Below are 20,999 nucleotides of genomic sequence, written 5' to 3'. Positions count from 1 at the left end.
GCCGGGCCTTCGAAACTTGATCTCCGTCAAGTCCTCGCATCTCCGCACAATCCCTGTATCCCGCGCGCTTCGGGGCGTGCCCGGTCTACCGTATGATCGGGTCTGATGCCGTGCCGCCCACGGGCGCCGCGCGGCAAGACAGCGCTATACGCCATACACAGGGACCCCCCAATGCATCCAGACGCAGACGGCACCGTCGGCACACCGGAGGTGGACCCGCTCGAAACCGGTGATTTCGCCGCCATGCTGGCGGCACGGCGACAGCAGGCGCATGCCACCCAGCGCTTCGCGGTGCTGATGATCCACCTGGACAGGTTTACCCACGCCAGCGAGTTGCTCGGCCCGCAACTGGCGGGCGGCGTGCGCGCGCAGGCGGCCGCGCGCGTCGCCGCCCACGCGCAGCCTGCCGATCTGGCCTGGCTCGGCAACGCTGATATCGGCGCCATCGTGGCGCTGCCGCCGGGGGCCGACGCGCCGGAAGCGGCGCTGCGCCTGGCTCGCGGCATCGCCACCGTGCTGGCGCGGCAGTTCCGGCAGAACGGCTTCGAGCTCTTCTTGTCGTGCAGTGTCGGCGTGGCGCTGGACGATCCCCACAAGCCTGCCGAGCGCAGTGTGCACGAGGCCTTTGACGCCATGCTGCGCGTGCGCAAGCGCGGCGGTGACGGCGTTGCCGGCTGCGCGGTTGCCGCGCCCGCGCCGCTATCCTCCCCGCTGCTGGCGGCCTTGCCGCAAGCGCTGGCGCGCGGCCAGCTCACGCTGAACCTGCAGGCGCGCGCCTCGCTGCACACCGCCCAGGTTTCCGGCTACACCGTCCGGCTGCGCTGGCAGAGCCCGGAGTTCGGCCGCGTGGCCCCGCACGACTTCCTGCCCGCGCTCGAAGCGCTGGGACTGATGGGCGACGTGGCGCGCTGGATGATGGAAACCGCGCTGCCGCTGCTCGATTGTCCCGGCATCGCCGATCCTGTCCAGCTGGGCTTCCTCGTCTCGAGCAATCAGCTGCACGGCACACCTTTGATCGACACCCTGCTGCGCACGCTCGAGCGCCAGCATCTCGACCCCACCCGGGTCTGCATGGAGATTCCCGCCGCAGCCGTGCCCGAGGGTGACGCCGTGGCCGCCGGCAAGCTCCACACCCTGCGCCGCGCCGGGCTGCGCTTTGTCCTGAGCGACTTTGCCGGCGGCCCGGGCGAAAGCGCCAGCCGCGCAACCCTGGAGCGGCTGCAGCCCGACCTGGTGACGTTCAACGCGCGCAGCATCGGCATCAGCGACCGCCCCGACCACGAGAACGCCGCCGTGGCGCGCTTGCAGGCCGCCTGCGAACTGGCAAACCGGCTTGGCGTGCCGGTCTGCGCCAAGGGCATCGAAACCCGCCGCCAGCTGGCCGAGGTGCGCCGCTGGGGTTGCAGCAGCATGCAGGGCTACCTGCTCGCGCAGCCCTTTCCCGTTCAATGGCTGGCGCAGACGCATGCGGCCATCTGCGCACGCGCGCGCGAATTGATGGACCAGTCGTAGGCCGTATTTTCGGCGTTACCCCGACTGCGTTGCGCAGCGAAAAAGTTACAAAAAGCCATGCAAGGCACTGGGATGCTTCGCCGCAACAACTGTAGAATTGCGGCGAACAAATCGACCGAAAGGAGTCTGGCGTGAAAAAAGGATGGATCTTCTGCGTTCTGTTTGCCACCCTGCTTGCTGGCTGCAATACCATGGCCGGCCTAGGACAGGATATTCAGAAGGGCGGCCAGAAGCTCGAAGGCGCGGCTGACCGCAGCAAGTAAGCCAAGCGACAGCGCGCAGGCGCCCGCATGGTCGCCTGGCGGCAAAAGGCCGGCGTCAGTGCACGCCGGCCTTTTTTTGCATGCGGGCCCGGGACCGCACGCCCTTCACAGAAGCTCTTCGGGTGTAAACGGCCCCATCACATCGATCCACAGCCGCCTGGACCAACTGGTATCCGGCTCGGTGTCCAGCACCACCATCTTGTCCCCCCTGCCATCGACCCATTGCACCGCGCCCGCATCGGACAAGCGCAGCAGGTAGCTGTTGTCGTCGATCGCGCCGGCAAACAGCTGCGCCACTTGCTGCGCCAGCCGCGGACTGTGGATGATCAGGCCGGTTTCGGTATTCTGGCTGGCCGAGCGGGGATCGAAATTCATCGAACCCACGAACAGGTTGCTGCGGTCCGCCACTGCGGCCTTTACGTGCAGGCTGGCCTGCGATGAAGAAAAGTCCCCAACGGCTTTCTGCGGCCGGCCAGGGTGCGCCTTCAGTTCGTGCAATTCCACGCCGGCGCGCAACATGGGTTCGCGGTAGCGCTTGTAGCCCACGTGAACGATCGGCGCATCGGTGGCGGCCAGCGAATTGGTCAGCACCCTTACCTTCACACCCTGCCTGACGAGCTTGGCCATCCATGCCACGCCGGCATCGCCAGGCACGAAGTAGGGCGAGATCAGGATGATCTCCTGGCGTGCATCGCTGAGCATGCGTCCCAGCTCCTCCACCATGGTATCGGTGCCTTCGGGCGCCTGATCGGGCGAGGCCTTGTTCGGGGTATCCACCATCACGCTGGCGGCGGCCCACTCCAGCGGCAGCTTGCCGCCCCCGGCGAGCTGGCGGCCCAGGAAGCTGGCGCGCGCATCGATGCGGCCCGGGGGCGTCATGCCCTGGGCCTCGAAGCGCTTGCGTTCCGTTTCTTCGTCGACCAGGGCTTGCTCGGGCCTGGCCGCGCCCGCTGCGCTACCCGCGCCGGAAGCCGCTGCGGCGCCGGTGCCCGTGGATGGCTGCGATGCTGCCGCCAGCTCCTCGCTTGAGGCCAGTTCCTCCACCGGCACCGCCAGCGGGCTGTTCCAGTAGCTGTCGAACGCCGCCGACAGCCGCCGCACGGCCGGCCCGGCGGCGATCACGTCCAGGTCGACGAAATTGGCGTCAGGCGCGCGCAGGAAATACGCGTTGCCGATATTGCGCCCGCCCGTCATGGCCAGCGCGTTGTCTGCGATAAAGGCCTTGTTGTGCATGCGCCGGTTGATGCGGCGGATATCCCCCGCGGACGACAGCATCCGCGTGAACTTGGAAAACCGTCCGGCCGGGAATGGATTGAACATCCGGACTTCGATATTCCGGTGACGCGCAAAACGAAGGAAGGCGCGATCCTTGCCGTCGCTGTGCAGGTCGTCGACCAGCATGCGCACCCGCACGCCGCGTTCAGCCGCGGCGCGCACACGGCGCAGGATCTCGCGCGAGGATTCGTCGGCATCGATGATGTAGTACTGCAGGTCCAGCGTGCGCGTGGCGCGGTCCGCCAGCGTGATGAGGGTGCCGTACGCTTCCTCGCCGGAGACGACCACGTGGAAGCCGGACAGCGCCGGGTCGGGCGAGCTCTGCGCCACCAGCCGGCCCAGCGCCGTGCCGCCGGAATCGGCCAAGGCAGCGCTCTGCTGGCGCGGCACGTCTTGCGGCAGGCTGGCGCAGCCCTGGGCGAACAACGCCAGTGCGCAGGCCAGGGCGCGGCCGAAGCGGCGTACCCATGCGGCGCCAGGCCGCAGGCCGCAGGCCGCGCGCTCTTTATCCGGAGCCGTTGCCGCCGCCGTCACCGCAAAACGCGCCAGCATGCTGACTCCGGCTGTCGGGATACCCCAAGCTTAGAGCCTGGCGCGGCGCGCGGCTATCCGCCTTTGTCCGACGCAGGGGACAAAGGGAGTGAGCGCACCGGCCCGTTCTTGCGCCCCGGGCCTGCTCAGGCTGCCTTGCGCAGTGCGGCGGCCTCGCGCGCCAGGGTACGCACGCGTTCCCAGTCGCCCTTGGCCACGGCGTCCTTCGGCACCACCCACGAGCCGCCCACGCACACCACGTTCGGCAGGGCCAGGTAGGACGGCGCCCGTGCCGCGTCGATGCCGCCGGTGGGGCAGAAGCGCAGTTGCGACAGCGGGCCATACAGTGACTTGAGCATCGGGATGCCGCCCGCGGCCTCGGCCGGGAAGAACTTCAGGAACTGAAAACCGCTTTCCAGCGCGGCCATGGCCTCGCTGGCGGTAGCCACGCCCGGCAGCAGCGCCACGCCGGCGCCTTGCGCGGCCACGGCAAGCGCCGGCGTCAGCCCCGGCGACACGGCGAACTTCGCACCCGCCTCGCCCACGGCCTGGAGCTGGGCCGGCGTGAGCACCGTGCCCGCGCCGACCACGGCGTCAGGGAAGGCAGCAGCGACCGCCTTGAGGGCTTCCATGGCCACTGGCGTACGCAGCGTGATCTCCAGCACGGGCAGGCCGCCGCCGATCAGCGCTTCGCTGACGTGCAGCGCTTCATCGACGGAAGAGAATTCGACGGGTACTTCGGGTACTTCGGGTACTTCGGGTACTTCGGGTACTTCGGGTACTTCGGGTACTTCGGGTACTTCGGGTACTTCGGGTACTTCGGGTACTTCGGGTACTTCGGGTATCTCAGGTCGGTCAGCGAGCAGGTCAGCCGCCGCGCGCGGACCATGCCGGCGCAGGCATCACGCGATCACCGATACCGATTGCGCCAGCCGCGCCAGCACGGTGTCGGTGGTCGGGATCGGCTCCACCGCGCCATAGCCCGTGGTGGAAAGCGCCGCCGCCACGTTGGCATAACGCGCGGCCTCGAAGGGATCGTCGCCGGCCGCCAGGCGCGCCACGAAGCTGCCGCCGAAGCAGTCGCCCGCGCCGGTGGCATCGAGCGGGCGCACCGGGTATGGGGCCACCAGCGTGCGCGCTTCGGGCGTCGCCACGTAGGCGCCCTCCTCGCCCAGCTTGAGCGCGACCAGGCCAATACCGCAGCCCAGCAGGTAATCGACGATCGCATCGCGGTCGTTGAGGCCGGTCAGCACGGTGATGTCGTCCCAGCTCGGCAGGCACACGTCGGTCAGCGCGAAGGCCTCGCGCATGATGCCGCGCGCCCGCGCCAGCGTCCACAGGCGCAGCCGCAGATTGGTGTCCAGCGTCACCCGCACGCCGGCCTTGCGCGCGTGTTCCATGGCCGCCAGGCCGGCGTCGCAGGCATGGGTGCTGATGGCCAGGCTGATGCCGGACACATGCAGGTAGCGCGCCTCGGCGATGGCATGGTGCGGCAGGTTTTCGTGGCTGTAGCGGCTGGCCGCCGAACCGTTGCGCAGGTAGTCGAAGCGGTGTCCATGCGCATCGTGGGTAACGAAATACACGCCGGTCGGCGCACCCGCATCGATGCGCACATGGCGGGTATCGACGCGTTCCTGCGTCCACAAGGCCAGCAGGCGCTCGCCGAAGGTGTCTGCTCCTACCGCGCTGATATAGCCGGTGCGGGCACCCTGGCGCGCCGCGGCAATGCAGAAGTTGGAAGTGTCGCCGCCAAAGCCCTGCAGGTAGCGGGTGGGATCGTCGGGCTGCTGGTTGAATTCCACCAGCGCCTCGCCGAAAGCGAGAATGTCGATGCTCATGGTGCAGGCGTCCCCTTGGGTTTGCGTTGTTCCGTTCGCGCTGGCCGGGTTCAGAAGAAGGTCTGGACGATGTCGGTCACCCGCAGGCTGCCGTCCAGCACCGGGATGTGGCGCCATTTGTCGAAGGTCAGGCACGGATGCGAGATGTCGAAGGCGACCATGTCGCCCACCTTGATGTCATCGCCCGCACGGATCTGCAGGTAGGCGTGCTGGTCCATCATGCCGGTCACTTCCCAGTGCGCCGGCACCGCGGCCGGCGCCGCCGTGCCAGGCCGGTAGACCTGGGCCGGGATCGGCATGCCGGCGTCGAAGGCCGCGTCGCGCTTGCCCATGCCGATGATCGCGCGGTCCGGCTCGGGAATCGACTGCACGTACGCCCACAGCTGCAGTGCCGGCAGCAGGCCTTCGCGCATCTTCTGCGCGACCGGGTTGCTGGCCAGGATGCGTTGCTGCGCGGCGCGGTAGATGCCCACGTCATGCGTCAGGTAGCAGCCAGGGCGCAGCACGATATCGATCGGCGCGCCGATCTCGGTGCGCGCGAACTCCTCCGCCACCACGTCGTACCAGGCCGAACCGGCACCCGACATCACAACCGGGCTGCGGCCGAAGCGCCCGGCCGCGAACAGCTCGCGCGTGACCGCCACGGTGCGGCGCAGGAAGGCGCGGATATCCGCTTCTTCCTTGAGCACGCCTTCATAGATTTCCACGCCCGCCAGCGACAGCACGCCCGGCCAGCGCGCCAGCGCGGCCAGCACGGCTTGCTGCTGCTGCGCGTCGCGCACGCCGGTGCGGCCACCCGCCACGCCAAGCTCCAGCAAGACCTGGAGCGCCTGTCCGCGGCTGCTGAAGTAGGCGCCGAGCTGGTCCACCAGCTCGGCCGAATCCACCAGCGTGAAGAACTCGAAATCCGGGTCGCGCAGCAGGTCSGCAACGATCTCCATATTGCGGCGGCCCACCAGCTSGTTGGCCATCAGCACGCGGCGCACGCCGTGCGCGTAGGCTGCGGCGGTCTGGTGCGCGGTAGCCAGCGTGATGCCCCAGGCGCCGGCCGCCAGCTGGCGCGCGAACAGCTTGGGCGCCATGGTCGTCTTGCCATGCGGCGCCAGCTGCACGCCATATTCGTGCATGAAACGACGCATCCATTCCAGGTTATGCGCCAGGCGTTCTTCATACAGTACCGCCGCCGGCAGGCTCAGGTCCTCGCTCAGCAGTTGCCAGCCGACCTGGCCTGCCGCGTCGGGCGCCAGCGGCGTCTCCAGCTTGCCCAGCGCCTTGTTGAGCGGATCGATCGTGCCGGCTTGGTACTTTATTTCATGCATGTCTGTCATCGCTGTGAAAAATTCCGATTGACGTAATGATAGCCTTGAAATTACGATATTTCATCCTTGTTATAAAGTAACATCCAAAGCCGGCGACGCAGTTCATTACCCGGCCCACGACCTCACGACCTCACGCCCGCCTGCCCATGTCCGCGCCCTTCGACATCCTGTCCCGCATCGCCGAACGTGGCCCCACGCTGCGCCTGGCCGAGCAGAAGGTCGCCCAGGTGATCCTGGAGGATCTTGCCGGCGCCGCCGCCACCAGCATCAACGAACTGGCGCGCAAGGCCGGCGTCAGCGAAGCCAGCGTGACGCGCTTCGCCAAGGCCATCGGCTGCCGCGACGTGCGCGATCTCAAGCTGCGCCTGGCGCAGGCCACTGCCGTGGGCCAGCGTTTCCTGCAGGCGCAGGGCGCCCGCACGGCCGAGCCGGCTCCGGCCACGCTGGCCGACAGCATCCATGCGGATATCCTGGACTCACTCGAGGTCAACCGCAAGCTGATCGATCCCGCCCATATCGAGCGCGCCGCGCGCCTGTTGCTCGATGCGCGCATGGTCTACGCTTTTGGCATGGGTGGCGGCTCGTCCTTCATGGCCGACGAGGCGCGTTACCGCCTGGCCCGCCTGGGCCGTCCCGTGGCCAGCTACCAGGATGCGCTGCTGCAGAAGATGGTGGCTGCCACCCTGCACAAGGACGATGTCGTGCTCGCCTTCTCAGCCACCGGCAGCGTGCCCGAGATGATCGCCAGCTGCGACATCGCCCGCGAATACGGTGCGCGCCTGGTGGCGGTCACCGCGCTGGGCTCGCCGCTGGCCGCGCGCGCGGACGTGCTGCTGCCGGTGCGCACGCTCGAAACCGATTTCATATTCAAGCCCTCGGCCTCGCGCTACGCGATGCTGCTGGTGATGGACGTGCTGTCCACCCAGCTTGCCTTGCTGCAGCAGGACCAGAGCCAGGACCAGCTGCGCCGGCTCAAGCTCGTGCTCGACACGCACCGCGGCAGCGTCGCCGCGGACAGCCGCCAGCCGCTCGGAGACTGACATGCCCGAACTGTTCGACACCCTCATCCGCGGCGCCACCGTGCTGGACGGGTCCGGCGCCGAAGCGCGCCTGGCCGACGTGGCGCTGCGCGCCGGGCGCATCGCGCGCATCGCCATGCTGGAAGACGGCGCCGATGGCATCGACCCCGGCAGCGCCGCGCACGTGGTGCAGGCCGATGGCCTCGTGCTCGCCCCCGGCTTCATCGACGTGCATACCCACGACGACACCAATGTGGTCCGCCAGCCCGAGATGACGCCCAAGCTCTCGCAGGGCGTCACCACGGTAATCGTCGGCAACTGCGGCATCAGCGCCGCGCCGGTCACGCTGCGCGGCGATCCGCCCGACCCCATGAACCTGCTCGGCAGCGCCGACGCGTTCCGCTACCCGGATTTCGGCGCCTACGTGCGGGCCGTGCAAGACGCGCAACCCGCCGTCAACGTGGCGGCGCTGGTCGGACATACCGCGCTGCGCAGCAATCATATGGACCGGCTCGACCGCACCGCCACGCCGGAGGAAACCGCGGCCATGCGCGCGCAGCTCGAGGATGCGCTGGCGCACGGCGCGCTGGGCCTGTCCACCGGGCTGGCCTACGCCAATGCGTTTTCCGCCACCACCGACGAAGTGCTGGCGCTGTCCGAACCGCTGGCCCGCGCCGGCGCACTCTATGCCACCCACCTGCGCAGCGAGTTTGCCGAGATCCTCGAGGCCATGGACGAAGCGTTCCGCATCGGCCGCCATGCGCGCGTGCCGGTGGTGATCTCGCACCTGAAATGCGCCGGCCTGGACAACTGGGGCCGCAGCGCGGAAGTGCTGGACGCGCTGGAGCGCGCGCAGCGCTGGCAGCCGGTGGGCTGCGACTGCTATCCCTACACCGCCAGTTCCTCCACGCTCGACCTCAAGCAGGTCACCGGCGACTTCGACATCCAGGTCACCTGGTCCGAGCCGCACCCCGACATGGGCGGCCGCCTGCTGGCCGACATCGCCGCCGAATGGGAGACGAGCCTGGAAGACGCCGCGCGTCGCCTGCAGCCTGCCGGCGCGGTCTATCACTGCATGGAAGACGCGGACGTGGACCGCATCCTCAGCCACCCCGCCACGGTGGTCGGCTCGGACGGCCTGCCCAACGACCCGCTGCCCCACCCGCGCCTGTGGGGCGCGTTTCCCCGCGTGCTCGGCCACTACGCGCGCGACCGCGAGCTGTTCCCGCTGGCGGTGGCCGTCAACAAGATGACCGGCCTGTCGGCCGAGCGTTTCGGCCTGGCGCAGCGTGGCTTCGTGCGCGAAGGCTACTGGGCCGACCTGGTCCTGTTCGACGCCGCCACCATCCGCGACGCGGCCAGCTTCACCGACCCCATGCAGCCGGCCGAAGGGATCGCCGCGGTGTGGGTCAACGGCGAACTGTCGTGGCAGCAGCGCAAGGCAACCGGCGTGCGCGCCGGCCGCTTCCTGGCCCGCGCCAGGCCCGCCGGCGAGGACGCCCCGACCGCGCACTGACGGCGCACTGACGGCGCACCGACAGCCCGCAGGCGACCCGACACCCGGTCAATCAACCATCACCGATCAACGATCAGATTCAGGAGTTTCCATGGAAATCAAGCGCTTCGGCGTCGAAGGCGGCACCGGCACCGGTGGCCAGCACATGCCCTTTGCCCGCGCGGTAGCCGCCGACGGCTGGCTCTACGTCTCCGGCCAGGTGCCGATGGTGGCCGGCGAGGTCATCGACGGCGGCATCGTGCCCCAGACCCACCAGGCCATCAAGAACGTGCTGGCCATCCTGGCCGAGGCCGGCTACGGCCCCGAGCACGTGGTGCGCTGCGGCGTGTGGCTGGACGACGCGCGCGATTTCGCCTCGTTCAACAGGATCTTCAAGGAATACTTCGGTGCCAACCCGCCGGCGCGCGCCTGCGTGCAGTCCAGCATGGTGGTGGACTGCAAGGTCGAGGTGGACTGCATCGCCTACAAGAAGCCGGTGGCCTGAGACCGGCCAAGCGCAAGCAAAACACTAAACCGGCCGCCACGCGGCCATTTTCATAGCGGACGCGGGTGAGCCCCGCCGGGCTCGCCGGCGGACCCCGCACACAGGAGACAACATGGGCGCCGTAACAGGAACCACACTATTGCTGTATGCGCTGATCGCCGTGATCGCACTGGTCGTGCTGATCGCGAAGTTCAAGCTCAACCCCTTCATCACCCTGGTGGTCGTCTCGGTACTGCTCGGCTTTGCCGTGGGCATGCCGATGGGCGACATCGTGAAATCGTTCGAAGCCGGGGTCGGCGGCACGCTCGGGCACATTGCGCTGGTCATCGGCCTGGGCACCATGCTCGGCAAGATGATGGCGGAATCCGGCGGCGCCGAGCGCATCGCGCGCACCCTGATCGATTTCTTCGGCGAGAAGAACGTGCACTGGGCCATGGTCACCATCGCCTTCATCGTCGGCCTGCCGGTGTTCTTCGAAGTCGGCTTCGTGCTGCTGGTGCCGATCGCCTTCAACGTCGCCAAGCGCACCGGCACCTCCATGGTGCTGGTCGGCATCCCGATGGTGGCCGGCCTGTCGGTCGTGCACGGGCTGATCCCGCCGCACCCGGCAGCGCTGCTGGCCGTGACGGCCTACGGCGCCGACATCGGCAAGACCATCATGTACGCGCTGATCGTGGGCATTCCCACCGCCATCCTCGCCGGCCCGCTGTTCGCGCGCCTGATGGACCGCTACGTCAAGCTGCCCGATGTCAATCCGCTGGCCGCGCAGTTCACCGAGGAAGACAGCCCCGGCACGCACGACCTGCCGAGCTTCGGCATCACGGTGTTCACCATCCTGCTGCCGGTGGCGCTGATGCTGATCGGTAGCTGGGCAGACCTGTTCACCACGCCGAAGACCTTCGCCAACGACTTCTTCAAGCTCATCGGCAACTCGGTGATGGCCCTGCTGATCGCTGCGCTGGTCAGCTTCTACACCTTCGGCAAGGCCCGCGGCTTCACCCGCGAGAGCATCCTCAAGTTCACCAACGAATGCGTGGCGCCCACCGCCATCATCACGCTGGTGGTCGGCGCCGGCGGCGGCTTCGGCCGCGTGCTGCGCGACTCCGGCATCTCCAACGCCATCGTCGACGTCGCCACCGGCGCGCATGTCTCGGTGCTGATGCTGGGCTGGCTGGTCGCCGTGCTGATCCGCATCGCCACCGGCTCGGCCACCGTGGCCATGACCACGGCCGCGGGCATCGTCGCGCCAATCGCGGCCAGCGTGCCGGGCACGCGCCCCGAACTGCTGGTGCTGACCACTGGCGCCGGTTCGCTGATCCTGTCGCACGTCAACGACGGCGGCTTCTGGCTGGTGAAGGAGTACTTCAACATGACCGTGGCCCAGACTTTCAAGACGTGGTCGGTTTGCGAGACGATCATCTCCGTGGTGGCGCTGTTGCTGACGCTGGCGCTGGCTACCGTGGTCTGATTGGCGTTATCCGCGGTGGGGCGCGCGCCCCGCCTCGGCTTCGCGGCCCGGGTCGTGACCGGGCCGCCACCTCCCTCCTCCCATCACGAAGACGTTCCTGCGATCGCCGGCGGCAGACGCCGCGCACCCCAAGAGCGCCACCTAGGAAAGAACGGCAGCGCCATCCCGGCGTCGCCGTTGGTGTGCCCTGCCCTTTACAGCATCGCCTGCACCCGGTTCACGGCCACGTCGAGCTGCGCCTTGAGTGGCGCAAGCAGGCAGTGCACCTCGTGACCGGGGGCGGACAAATCGCCGTCCGCTTCGAGCAGCCGCAGCACTGCGCCAATCCCTGCACTGACACGCAGCAATGCATCACAGCCGTCCTGCGCGGCGCACTGGATGCTGCTGCGAGCTTCGTCAAGTTGACAGGCCAGTTCCTGCACCCGCAGTCGCTCCGGGGTATCCGCAGGAAAGGTGACTTGAATCAGTTCTGCTATCAGATCAGCTTGCCGGGGAAGAGCGAACGCTGGTGGATCGATATGAGTGGATGGCTCAGAACGAGCAAAAGTACTAGGCATGACGGCCTCCAGTGACTTCATGGACGGCCCGCCGCTCATTTCCACGTGAGGGTGGCGGGCCCGCAGCGGAGGTGGAAATACCGGCGTCACAAGCTCCGGCCAGCCCGAGAGCTGCCCCGCCCGGCCCGCCATAGGAAAGCTATAGGCGCGCGCGAACGCAACGGACGAAAAAAATGCCGCAGATAGCGGCAGTCCGCTTGTGACGAATTTCGGGTTTCCACGCCCGGCCACCCTTGTTTGGGGTGACGTGTGGGATTCTCCAGCAGCCGCACGCCCATGTCAAATCCGGACTTCCGCCCTAATCTCGGCCACCCACATTCCCGCCCACCGGCGCATTCGCCTCGAACTTGGCCCGATGCGTGGAGAAGAACGTGCGCACGTTGCGGACGTTCGAAGCCCCGGCGAACAGCCGGCGTGCGAACGCGTCGTAGGCAGCCATGTCGGCCAGTTCCACCGTGACGACGAAATCCGGGCCGGGCGATACCCGGTAGCACTGGGTGACCGCCGCCTCGGCACAGATATAGGCTTCGAAGGCGTCGTGGTCCTCGGCGGTCTGGCGGTCCAGGCTGATCTCGATGATCGCGGTCAGCGGCGTGCCGGTCTTGTGGTGGTCCAGCACGGCGATCTCCCGCTGGATGACGCCGCTCTCCTTGAGCCTGCGCACCCGCCGCAGGCATGTCGGCGCGGACGCATGCACACGCTCGGCAAGCTCGGTGTTCGAGATCGCCGAATCCGTTTGCAGGATCCTGAGGATGCGCAGATCGAGATCGTCCAGGGGCACGCCAGTCACGAATACTCCATATCAAGCCGCATTGAGATGAAAGAAAATTTCACCATGAATACTAGTAGCTCGATTATTTCATTGGCCTTTAAATAATGAAAGAAAATTACATAACACCCACCCTACCATCCTGACCACTGCCAGTTAGGCTGATCACGAAAGGGAAGCAATATGTGCGGAATCGTTGGCGCCGTCGCGCAGCGGGATATCGTCCCGAATCTTGTCGAGGGCCTGAAGCGGCTGGAGTACCGCGGATACGACTCGTGCGGTGTCGCGCTGCATTCGGATCGCAAGCTGGTGCGCGCGCGCAGCGTGGACCGGGTCGCCGCCCTGCAGGCGGACATCGCCCGGCAGGGCTTGCAGGGGTACACCGGCATCGCCCACACGCGCTGGGCAACCCACGGCAAGCCGGTCACCGACAATGCCCATCCGCACTTCTCGCCGCGCGAGGATGCGGCGCGTATCGCGCTCTCGCACAACGGCATCATCGAGAACCACGAGGAGCTGCGCGCCAGCCTGGAGAGCAGCGGTTATGTCTTCGCCAGCCAGACCGATACCGAGGTGATCGCGCACCTGGTCGATCAGCTCTATGACGGCGACCTGTTCGAGGCGGTGAAGGCGGCGGTGCCCGGCTGCGCGGCAGCTTTGCCATCGCGGTGCTGTGCCGCGACGAGCCGCACCGCCTGGTGGGCGCCCGCAACGGCATGCCGCTGGTGGTGGGCGTGGGCGAAGGCGAGAACTTCCTGGCCTCCGATGCCATGGCGCTGGCCAATGTCACGGACCGGATCGTCTACCTGGAAAACGGCGACGTGGTGGATGTGCAGCTGCATCGCTACTGGATCGTCGACGCGGCCGGCCAGCGCGCGGAGCGCCCCGTGCAGCAGGTGGCGGCGCACGGCAGCAGCGCCGAGCTGGGCCCCTACCGCTACTACATGCAGAAGGAGATCTTCGAGCAGCCGCAGGCCGTTGCCGACACCTTGCAGGATGTCACCGCCATCATGCCGGAGCTGTTCGGCGACAAGGCGTGGCGCGTGTTCAATGGCGTGGATTCGGTGCTGCTGCTGGCCTGCGGCGGCAGCTACCATGCCGCGCTGACCGCCAAGTACTGGATCGAAAGCCTGGCCGGACTGCCGGTCAGCGTCGAGATCGCCAGCGAGTACCGCTATCGCGAGAGCGTGCCCAACCCGCGCACCCTCGTGGTCGCGGTATCGCAGAGCGGCGAGACGGCCGACGTCCTCGGCGCGGTCGAAGTCGCCAGGCGGCAAGGCATGCAGCACACGCTGGCGATCTGCAACGTTCCCACCAGCGCGCTGGTGCGCGAATGCGCCCTGACCTTCATCACGCGCGCGGGGGTCGAGATCGGCGTGGCGTCCACCAAGGCGTTCACCACGCAGCTGGTCGCGCTGTTCCTGCTGGCGTTGACGCTGGCACAGATCCGCCAGCGCCTCTCCGAGCACGACGAGCAGCAGCACCTGCGGGCGCTGCGCCACCTGCCGGACGCCATAGGCAAGGTGCTGGCCCTCGAGCCGCAGATCATGGCGTGGTCGGAGCTCCTGGCAGGCCGGGAGAACATGCTCTTCCTCGGCCGGGGCATGCATTATCCGGTGGCCATGGAGGGGGCGCTGAAGATGAAGGAGATTTCGTACATTCATGCCGAGGCCTATCCTGCCGGGGAACTCAAGCACGGCCCGCTGGCGCTGGTCAGCAACGAGATGCCGGTGGTGGCGGTCGCGCCCAACGACCGCCTGCTGGAAAAACTCAAGTCGAACATGCACGAAGTCAGCGCGCGCAGCGGACGCTTGTTCGTGTTCGCGGACAGCGACTGCGGCATCGCGCCAAGCCCCGGCATCGAAGTGCTTCGCCTCACCGAGTACTACGGGCCGCTGTCACCGATCCTGCATACGATTCCCATGCAGCTGCTTGCGTACCATACCGCGCTGGCCCGCGGCACCGACATCGACAAGCCCCGCAACCTGGCCAAGTCCGTGACGGTCGAGTAGGCGCTTTCCGGTGCCGGAAGCCTGTTCTATGCTTAGCTACGAAGTGCGTGGCGTCGGGGAAGTGCCGCCGCACGGCCCCCGATGAAGCCCCCGTTCATCGGCTGCGTACCGACGAGTCGGATCGGTGAGACAAATGCGCGCCGTGGTCTTCTGCGCTGTGCAATTCCTGCTTGCGGTCACGTGGACGCTCTACCTCGCGTTCCTGCCGCAGCTGGCGGCGCAAGCTGGCATTGCGAAGCAGCATATCGCCTGGATCCTGCTGATGGACCAGGCGATCTTCGTCGCGACGGATTGCGCGCTTGGCATCGCGGCGGACCGCGTCGCGAATGCCATGCGGCATCTGGGCGGCTGGATCCTGGCCCTGAGCGTAGCCTCGGGCGCTGCCTTTGTCCTGCTGCCCAGGACGACTTCACCCATCCTCCTGATCGGACTGACCGCGCTATGGGCCGCGACATCGTCCGCGCTGCGCGCGCCGCCGATGGTGATCATCGCCAGGAGGACACACCGGTCGGCGGCACCCTTCCTTGTGGCGTGCTCGCTCCTGGGCTTGGGCGTGGCTGCCGCGCTGGCGCCCATGCTGACCATATGGATGCGCCACGTTTCGCCGACCTTGCCGTTTGCCGTGGCAAGCGCGGGGCTGGTCGCCGCCGTCATGGCGTTGCGCTGGCTCGATCATCTGCCCGAGCCCGGTGCCGCCGACAGGCAAGGCGCGCCTGGCGAGAAAATCCGCGCCGCCTGGCTGTTCTTTGCTGCCGTGTGGAGCCTGGCGCTGGGATTCCAGGTCCACACCGCCGTCAATTCGGCGCCGGCCTACATGCGCTTCGCGCCGGCTGCCGATCTGGCGCGTTTCATGCCGGCCTTCTGGATCGGCTTTGCCGTCTGCGTGTTGCTGCCGCGCGCGGCGGTCTTCAGGCGATGCCCCGCGCACGTGCTGCTGCTGGCGGCCACCGCGCTCGGCGCGCTCGCGCTTTGCGGATTCACCGCCGCGCCATCGCTCGCCTGGGTGCTGGTCATGCAATGCGCCGCGGGCGGCTTATGGGGCGTGATCTTCGGCACGGCCGCCAATGCGGCCCTGGATGCCGGCCGTGTCGGGCGCGAAGGCAGGTTTACCGGCCTGGTCTTCGCGCTGTCCGCGCTGGCGGCCTTCATGCGCATCGCCATGATGGCCGCCGGCGCGGGCAGGCACCCGGACGTCGCCGCCGTGCTGCCGTGGCTGCCGCCGCTGGCCTGGGGCATCGCGGCGATGCTGCTTGCGCTGTTCTTCGCGGGCAACCTTGCCTATTTCAACGGGCAGGCGCGTCTGGCTGGCAACGTACCGGGTGCCGGATGAGCAACAGGCGTGACGAGGTCAATCTTCGATGTTGGAGCACCGCCACGCAGGCCGCCCCGCCATGCGGCGCATCAGGCGCCGCAATGCGCGCGGATGTGCACGATGCGCTGTTGCAACAGTGTTTTTGAGCAATCGCTCCAATCCGGGTATTGGATTCGGTACACCTAGGGTTTATACTAGCCCCTGTCTCCTCCTTGTCTCCAAGACATGGATTCAACCCGCCCCTCGTGGGCGGGTTTTTTTTCATCCGTAGGTCGCCGGCCCCGGCGATGACAGCATGAAACGTTTCGCCGTATTTGCCGTGGCAAGCTGGTCCGCTGCCGCACTGGTCTATTTCGGGCAACACTCGTCGGCCATGCTGGCGCTTAGCTGCATCGTGGTGCTCGCCGGACTCGACATCGCTACCGGACTCTGACCGGACCACCCCAGGCCTGCCCCTTGCGGCCGGCCTTGCGCCTGGCGTCACATTCCCGGTGGCGCCTTGACTGCCGCCCATTTGTGAAGGTAACCTTCACAGACACCCTTCACATCTCCCTCCCACCATGAACGCTCCACACAGCGATTCCGACACGGCGCATGCCCTGGCGGCGGAGCTGCGGGTCGTACTCGGCAAACTGACCCGGCGCTTGCGCGAAAAGTCGCATTTCAGCCATCTGAGCTGGACCCAGCTGCGCGTACTGCTGCGACTGGAGCGCGACGGGCCGGCCACGGTGTCGGCCCTCGCACGCGCCGAGGGCATGCGCCCGCAATCCATGGGCGAAACCGTATCCGCCCTGAAGAGCGCCGGACTCGTCAGCGGCGCGCCGGACCCCACGGACGGGCGGCAAACCGTCCTGTCCCTCACGCCGGCCTGCGTGGAAGCAGTCAGGGCCGGCCGCGCGGCGCGCGAGGACTGGCTGTTCCACGCCATCGAAACCAAGCTCGCCCCGGCAGAGCAAGAACAGCTCGCGGGGGTCGTCGGACTGCTCGCGCGGCTGGTGGAGTCCTGACTCCCGGCAAGCCGCTTGCGCACAACCACCATCGCCCTGATCACCGCAAGGAAGACAGCATGACAACGACCACGCTCGACCCCAGGACCGCCCTCATCGTCATCGACCTGCAACAGGGCATCGTGTCATACCCCACCGTGCATCCGGTGGGCGGGATCGTGGAGAACGCCAGCGCACTGGCCAGCGCCTTCCGCGGCCACGGCCTGCCGGTAGTACTCGTGAACGTGGCCGGCGGCGCCCCGGGCCGGGCCGAACAGGCCCGCAACCTCGGGCAGCTGCCGCCCGGGTGGACCGACCTGGTCCCCGAACTGAACCGGCAGCCCGCGGACCACCTTGTGACGAAGCGGACCTGGGGCGCGTTCACCGGCACAGGCCTTGAGGCGCATCTCAGGAGCCTGGGCGTCACGCAGGTCGTGATTGCCGGCATCGCCACCAGCATCGGCGTCGAATCGACCGCGCGCCAGGCGCAGGAACTCGGCTTCAACGTTACCCTGGCCGTGGATGCCATGACCGACATGAACCCCGACGCCCATGCCAACAGCGTCACGCGCATCTTCCCGCGGCTGGGCGAGACCGGCACCACGCAGGAAATCATCGCACTGCTAGGCCGAACCCGCGCATGACCGGCCCCGCCCGCACGACCGCGAACCGGGGCACACCATAGTGGCCAGCACCTTCCGTTCACTGCGCACCTTCAACTACCGCGTCTGGGCCGGCGGCGCCATCGTATCCAACATCGGCACATGGATGCAGCGCACCGCCCAGGACTGGATCGTCCTCACCCATCTCACGCGCCACAACGCGACCGCCGTGGGCATCGTCATGTCGCTCCAGTTCGGGCCGCAGATGCTCTTGCTGCCGCTCACCGGCTACGCGGCAGATCACCTCGACCGGCGCAAGCTCCTGTTCGCGACGCAGGCCACCATGGGCGCGCTGGCGCTGGGGCTGGGCATCCTCACCGTCACCGGGCTGGTGCAGCTCTGGCATGTTTACCTGTTCGCCTTCCTGCTGGGCTGCGTCACCGCGTTCGACGCGCCGGCGCGCCAGACCTTCGTCTCGGAACTGGTCGGCGAGGCGGACCTGTCCAATGCCGTGGCGCTGAACTCCACGTCCTTCAACGCCGCGCGGATGATCGGCCCGGCCATCGCCGGCGGCCTGATCTCGGCGGTGGGCTCGGGCTGGGTGTTCCTGATCAACGCGGCATCCTTCGCGGCGGTGATCGGCTCGCTGAGCCGCCTGCGCCTGCACGAGCTGCACCGGAAAGAGAAGACGCCCCACAGCCGCGCGGGCCTCGCCGACGGCTTCCGTTATGTCTGGAAGCGTCCCGACCTGAAGGCGGTACTGCTGATGCTTTTCCTGATCGGCACGTTCGGCCTCAACTTCCCGATCTTCATCTCCACCATGTCGGTGGGCGTCTTCCACGCCGGCGCCGGCCAGTACGGCCTGCTGTCATCGACCATGGCCATCGGCTCCGTCACCGGGGCGCTCCTGGCGGCCCGGCGCGCGAAACCCAAGGTCACGCTGCTGGCGAGTGCCTGCGCCGTGTTCGGGATCGGCTGCACGCTGGCCGCGGTCATGCCCGGCTATGCGTTGTTCGGTGCCGCACTCGTCATCATCGGCATGTCCGCCCAGACCATCACCACCTCGACCAACAGCCTGGTCCAGCTCTCCACCGAACCGGCCATGCGCGGGCGCGTGGTGGCGATCCTGCTCGCCATCGTGCTGGGTGGCACGCCGCTCGGCGCGCYGGTCGKCGGCTGGGTGGCGGACCGCTTCGGCCCGCGCTGGGCGCTTGGCATCGGCGCCGCGGCAGGTTTCTCGGCGGCGCTGGTGGGCATCTGGTATCTCAGGAAATACGGCAACCTGCGCGTGCGCATGATGGCCGCACGCTTGCGCGCCGACGACGGCGGCCCCGAACCCGCCGTGGCAGCCCGGCGATCCGGGCAACAGGCCGGCGAACAAGAAGCCCGGTAGCCGAAAGCACGGCCACCGCGTATGCTCCGCATGCGGTCCGCTGCGGTCCGCATGCCAGTGCCTGCGGGCGCGCATCACAGCCAAGCAAGGACAACGCGCGATGAACTGCGTGGACCTCGTGCGCAATCTCGATCCCGGCCGCGCCAACCGTCCGCCGCGCGAGCAGGGACGGCGGCGCCCGCGTGCAATGTGCCAAGCCGCGCTTTATGACAGTTGTCATAATCTCTTCATACTGGGAAGCAGGAAGCCTCTCCTCCCGGACGATAGAATCAAATCCTAACTGGAGGAAAAAAATGCCAAAAAAGCCAAGGAAAGCCGAGGAGTCGATCCCGGCCACGACCACGGCGCAAGGCCTGATCGCCCTGCTTGACCACATTGCCAACGCCACCGCGCAAGGCCAGCTCGATCCCGAGTTCAGCCGCAAGCTCGGCAAGCGCGCACGCAAGGAAGCCGACACCCTGATTGAAAGCGAGGCGCTCTCCCCCGCCCATGGCACGGCCGTCAAGGCTGCCCTGGCCACGCTGGAAGAATCGATCGCGAACAGCGAAGGCGGTCTGCTGGGCAAGGCAGTCAAGCGCCTGCGTGACGCCGACAAGCGCGCGTCGGAAGCCCCCGAGACGTAAAACCGAACGGCACGGGACGGGCTCCGGCCCGGACCGGCGCGCTGCGTCGCCAGCGCAACGGCAGGCAGCAACCAGATGCATGCCTGATTCAGCGGCCAGGTCGCTGGCAGTTATTTCGACATTTATTGAAATATCGAAATAACTGCCCCACGATACCGGCATGAACCCTCCCCCGGATTCTGCAAGCGCTACTCCCGATTGCACCGATTGCACCGAACGCATCACCCCCCTACACTCTGCGTCCAGTGCCCGCGCCAGCACATCCGCGGCCCGCGCGCCGCGTACCAGAGCGCAACCATCCAGGAGACATCGATGATTCTTGCCCCCTTGCTGCGCGCCCTTGCGGCCTGCGGCGCGCTTGCCGTGGCGTCCTCGCCCGCGCACGCCGCCGAGCCGGTCAAGATCGGGTTGATCGCGCCCTTTTCCGGCAGCTTTGCCGACTACGGCAAGCAGATGGAGGGCGGCGTCAAGGCGTTCCAGAAGCTCAACGGCGACACCGTGGCGGGACGCAAGGTGGTGATCATCAGCAAGGACACCACCGGCCCCGCGCCCGACGTGGCCAAGCGGCTGGCGCAGGAACTGGTGGTACGCGACAAGGTGGATGTGCTGGCCGGCTTCGGCCTCACGCCGGAGGCCCTGGCGGTGGCCCCCATCGCCGAGCAGGCCAGGAAGGCAATGGTGATCTTCAATGCGGCATCGTCTTCCATCACGACCAAGTCCGGCTACATCGCGCGGGTCTCAATGACCCTGCCGCAGATCTCGGCGCCGATGGCCACCTGGGCCATCAGGAACAAGGTACGCAAGGTGGTGACGCTGGTGGCGGACTATGCGCCGGGCATCGATGCGGAAACCGCATTCAAGACCAATTTCATCGGCGGCGGCGGACAGGTGCTCGAGTCCATCCGCGTGCCTCTGCGCAATCCCGAGTTCGCCCCCTTCATCCAGCGGATCAAGGACGCCAGGCCGGAGGCGGTGTTCCTCTTCCTGCCCGCTGGCGAACAGGGCGTGGCCTTCATGAAGGGATTCCGCGAGCGCGGCCTGGCCGAGGCCGGCATCCGCGTGATCGCCACCGGCGACCTGACCGACGACCACGTGCTGCCGGCCATGGGCGACGCCACGCTCGGCGTGATCACGTCCTTCCATTACTCCATGGCGCACGATTCGCCCGAGAACAAGGCCTTCCTGAAGGCCTTCGCCGAGACCAACCCGGGCGCGGGCAGGCCCAACTTCATGGCGGTGGCCGCCTATGACGGCATGCACGCCATCTACGACGCGCTGAAGAAGACCGGCGGCGTCACCGACGGCGACAAGCTGCTGGCCGCGCTCAAGGGCATGAAGATCGCCAGCCCGCGCGGCCCGATCACCATCGATCCGGCCACGCGCGACGTGGTGCAGTCGGTCTATATCCGCCGCGTGGAAAAAGTGGGGGGCGAGCTCTACAACGTGGAGTTCGACAAGTTCGCCGACGTCAAGGATCCGGGGAAGTAGCGCGTGCCGCGTGCCGTGCAGCCGCGCACGCG

The 20,999-nt window shown here is 67.6% G+C and carries 19 protein-coding genes and 2 pseudogenes; 14 read left to right on the top strand and 7 right to left on the bottom strand.

Annotated elements, in window-relative coordinates; all coding sequences use genetic code 11:
* The first annotated feature begins 171 nt into the window (after positions 1 to 171).
* Both AB4Z48_RS14840 and AB4Z48_RS14835 read left to right on the top strand, forming a co-directional pair.
* Positions 172 to 1,512 carry a GGDEF domain-containing phosphodiesterase gene (locus AB4Z48_RS14840; protein ID WP_441615153.1) on the top strand — a complete coding sequence of 447 codons (1,341 nt, stop codon included), beginning with the start codon at positions 172 to 174 and terminating at the stop codon, positions 1,510 to 1,512.
* A gap of 131 nt (positions 1,513 to 1,643) precedes the next feature.
* Positions 1,644 to 1,775, top strand: coding sequence for an entericidin A/B family lipoprotein (locus tag AB4Z48_RS14835; RefSeq protein ID WP_006163387.1), 132 nt, complete (start codon positions 1,644 to 1,646; stop codon positions 1,773 to 1,775).
* A gap of 105 nt (positions 1,776 to 1,880) precedes the next feature.
* Here the strand turns inward: AB4Z48_RS14835 and AB4Z48_RS14830 are convergent, their stop codons facing one another.
* From AB4Z48_RS14830 to AB4Z48_RS14810, 5 genes and pseudogenes are all read right to left on the bottom strand, one after another.
* Complete coding sequence (locus AB4Z48_RS14830) at positions 1,881 to 3,602, bottom strand: phospholipase D family protein (RefSeq protein WP_441615151.1); 1,722 nt, start codon at positions 3,600 to 3,602, stop codon at positions 1,881 to 1,883.
* Between the two features lie 125 nt (positions 3,603 to 3,727).
* A pseudogene (gene eda, locus AB4Z48_RS14825) lies at positions 3,728 to 4,327 on the bottom strand (bifunctional 4-hydroxy-2-oxoglutarate aldolase/2-dehydro-3-deoxy-phosphogluconate aldolase); the annotation flags it as partial.
* A complete protein-coding gene (locus AB4Z48_RS14820; RefSeq protein WP_441615149.1) occupies positions 4,264 to 4,470 on the bottom strand; it encodes a hypothetical protein in 207 nt (68 codons plus the stop codon). The gene AB4Z48_RS14820 and the pseudogene eda, both read right to left, overlap by 64 nt.
* Positions 4,471 to 4,483: 13 nt before the next feature.
* Positions 4,484 to 5,419 (bottom strand): sugar kinase, encoded by a 936-nt coding sequence (locus AB4Z48_RS14815; RefSeq protein WP_441615147.1) that lies wholly within the window; start codon positions 5,417 to 5,419, stop codon positions 4,484 to 4,486.
* 50 nt (positions 5,420 to 5,469) lie between these two features.
* Positions 5,470 to 6,738 (bottom strand): amino acid deaminase, encoded by a 1,269-nt coding sequence (locus AB4Z48_RS14810; RefSeq protein WP_441615145.1) that lies wholly within the window; start codon positions 6,736 to 6,738, stop codon positions 5,470 to 5,472.
* A 146-nt stretch (positions 6,739 to 6,884) separates the two neighbouring features.
* Here AB4Z48_RS14810 and AB4Z48_RS14805 point away from each other — a divergent pair, with 146 nt between their 5' ends.
* The 4 genes from AB4Z48_RS14805 to AB4Z48_RS14790 all read left to right on the top strand — a co-directional run bounded on the left by AB4Z48_RS14805 (position 6,885) and on the right by AB4Z48_RS14790 (position 11,225).
* Positions 6,885 to 7,778, top strand: a complete 894-nt coding sequence (locus AB4Z48_RS14805; protein ID WP_441615143.1) for a MurR/RpiR family transcriptional regulator — start codon at positions 6,885 to 6,887, stop codon at positions 7,776 to 7,778.
* 1 nt (position 7,779) lies between these two features.
* Positions 7,780 to 9,273: an N-acyl-D-amino-acid deacylase family protein gene (locus tag AB4Z48_RS14800; protein ID WP_441615141.1), complete on the top strand. Its 1,494-nt coding sequence runs from the start codon at positions 7,780 to 7,782 to the stop codon at positions 9,271 to 9,273.
* 91 nt (positions 9,274 to 9,364) lie between these two features.
* A complete protein-coding gene (locus tag AB4Z48_RS14795; RefSeq protein ID WP_441615139.1) occupies positions 9,365 to 9,757 on the top strand; it encodes a RidA family protein in 393 nt (130 codons plus the stop codon).
* A gap of 112 nt (positions 9,758 to 9,869) precedes the next feature.
* The gene (locus AB4Z48_RS14790) at positions 9,870 to 11,225 is read left to right on the top strand and encodes a GntP family permease (protein WP_441615137.1); all 1,356 of its coding nucleotides are present in this window, start codon (positions 9,870 to 9,872) and stop codon (positions 11,223 to 11,225) included.
* Between the two features lie 194 nt (positions 11,226 to 11,419).
* Here the strand turns inward: AB4Z48_RS14790 and AB4Z48_RS14785 are convergent, their stop codons facing one another.
* Positions 11,420 to 11,803 carry a DUF1484 family protein gene (locus AB4Z48_RS14785; RefSeq protein WP_441615135.1) on the bottom strand — a complete coding sequence of 128 codons (384 nt, stop codon included), beginning with the start codon at positions 11,801 to 11,803 and terminating at the stop codon, positions 11,420 to 11,422.
* A gap of 277 nt (positions 11,804 to 12,080) precedes the next feature.
* Complete coding sequence (locus AB4Z48_RS14780) at positions 12,081 to 12,572, bottom strand: Lrp/AsnC family transcriptional regulator (RefSeq protein WP_441615133.1); 492 nt, start codon at positions 12,570 to 12,572, stop codon at positions 12,081 to 12,083.
* Between the two features lie 162 nt (positions 12,573 to 12,734).
* Here AB4Z48_RS14780 and glmS point away from each other — a divergent pair.
* From glmS to AB4Z48_RS14740, 8 genes and pseudogenes are all read left to right on the top strand, one after another.
* A pseudogene (gene glmS, locus AB4Z48_RS14775) lies at positions 12,735 to 14,563 on the top strand (glutamine--fructose-6-phosphate transaminase (isomerizing)).
* Between the two features lie 133 nt (positions 14,564 to 14,696).
* Positions 14,697 to 15,893 (top strand): MFS transporter, encoded by a 1,197-nt coding sequence (locus AB4Z48_RS14770; RefSeq protein WP_441615131.1) that lies wholly within the window; start codon positions 14,697 to 14,699, stop codon positions 15,891 to 15,893.
* A 277-nt stretch (positions 15,894 to 16,170) separates the two neighbouring features.
* Entirely contained in the window at positions 16,171 to 16,308 is a 138-nt protein-coding gene (locus AB4Z48_RS14765) for a hypothetical protein (protein ID WP_441615129.1), read from the top strand.
* A 127-nt stretch (positions 16,309 to 16,435) separates the two neighbouring features.
* On the top strand, positions 16,436 to 16,882 hold the full coding sequence (locus AB4Z48_RS14760; RefSeq protein WP_441615127.1) for a MarR family winged helix-turn-helix transcriptional regulator: 447 nt from the start codon (positions 16,436 to 16,438) through the stop codon (positions 16,880 to 16,882).
* A gap of 59 nt (positions 16,883 to 16,941) precedes the next feature.
* Positions 16,942 to 17,505, top strand: coding sequence for an isochorismatase family protein (locus AB4Z48_RS14755; RefSeq protein WP_441615125.1), 564 nt, complete (start codon positions 16,942 to 16,944; stop codon positions 17,503 to 17,505).
* 40 nt (positions 17,506 to 17,545) lie between these two features.
* Complete coding sequence (locus AB4Z48_RS14750) at positions 17,546 to 18,856, top strand: MFS transporter (RefSeq protein WP_441615123.1); 1,311 nt, start codon at positions 17,546 to 17,548, stop codon at positions 18,854 to 18,856.
* 293 nt (positions 18,857 to 19,149) lie between these two features.
* Positions 19,150 to 19,479: a hypothetical protein gene (locus tag AB4Z48_RS14745; RefSeq protein WP_441615121.1), complete on the top strand. Its 330-nt coding sequence runs from the start codon at positions 19,150 to 19,152 to the stop codon at positions 19,477 to 19,479.
* Between the two features lie 312 nt (positions 19,480 to 19,791).
* The gene (locus AB4Z48_RS14740; RefSeq protein ID WP_441615119.1) at positions 19,792 to 20,967 is read left to right on the top strand and encodes an ABC transporter substrate-binding protein; all 1,176 of its coding nucleotides are present in this window, start codon (positions 19,792 to 19,794) and stop codon (positions 20,965 to 20,967) included.
* Positions 20,968 to 20,999: the final 32 nt, after the last annotated feature.

The organism is Cupriavidus sp. 2TAF22 (assembly GCF_052115045.1).
Taxonomy (GTDB): Bacteria; Pseudomonadota; Gammaproteobacteria; order Burkholderiales; family Burkholderiaceae; genus Cupriavidus.
Note: the sequence above shows the minus strand (reverse complement) of the source record. Positions and strands in the feature narration are given on the sequence as shown.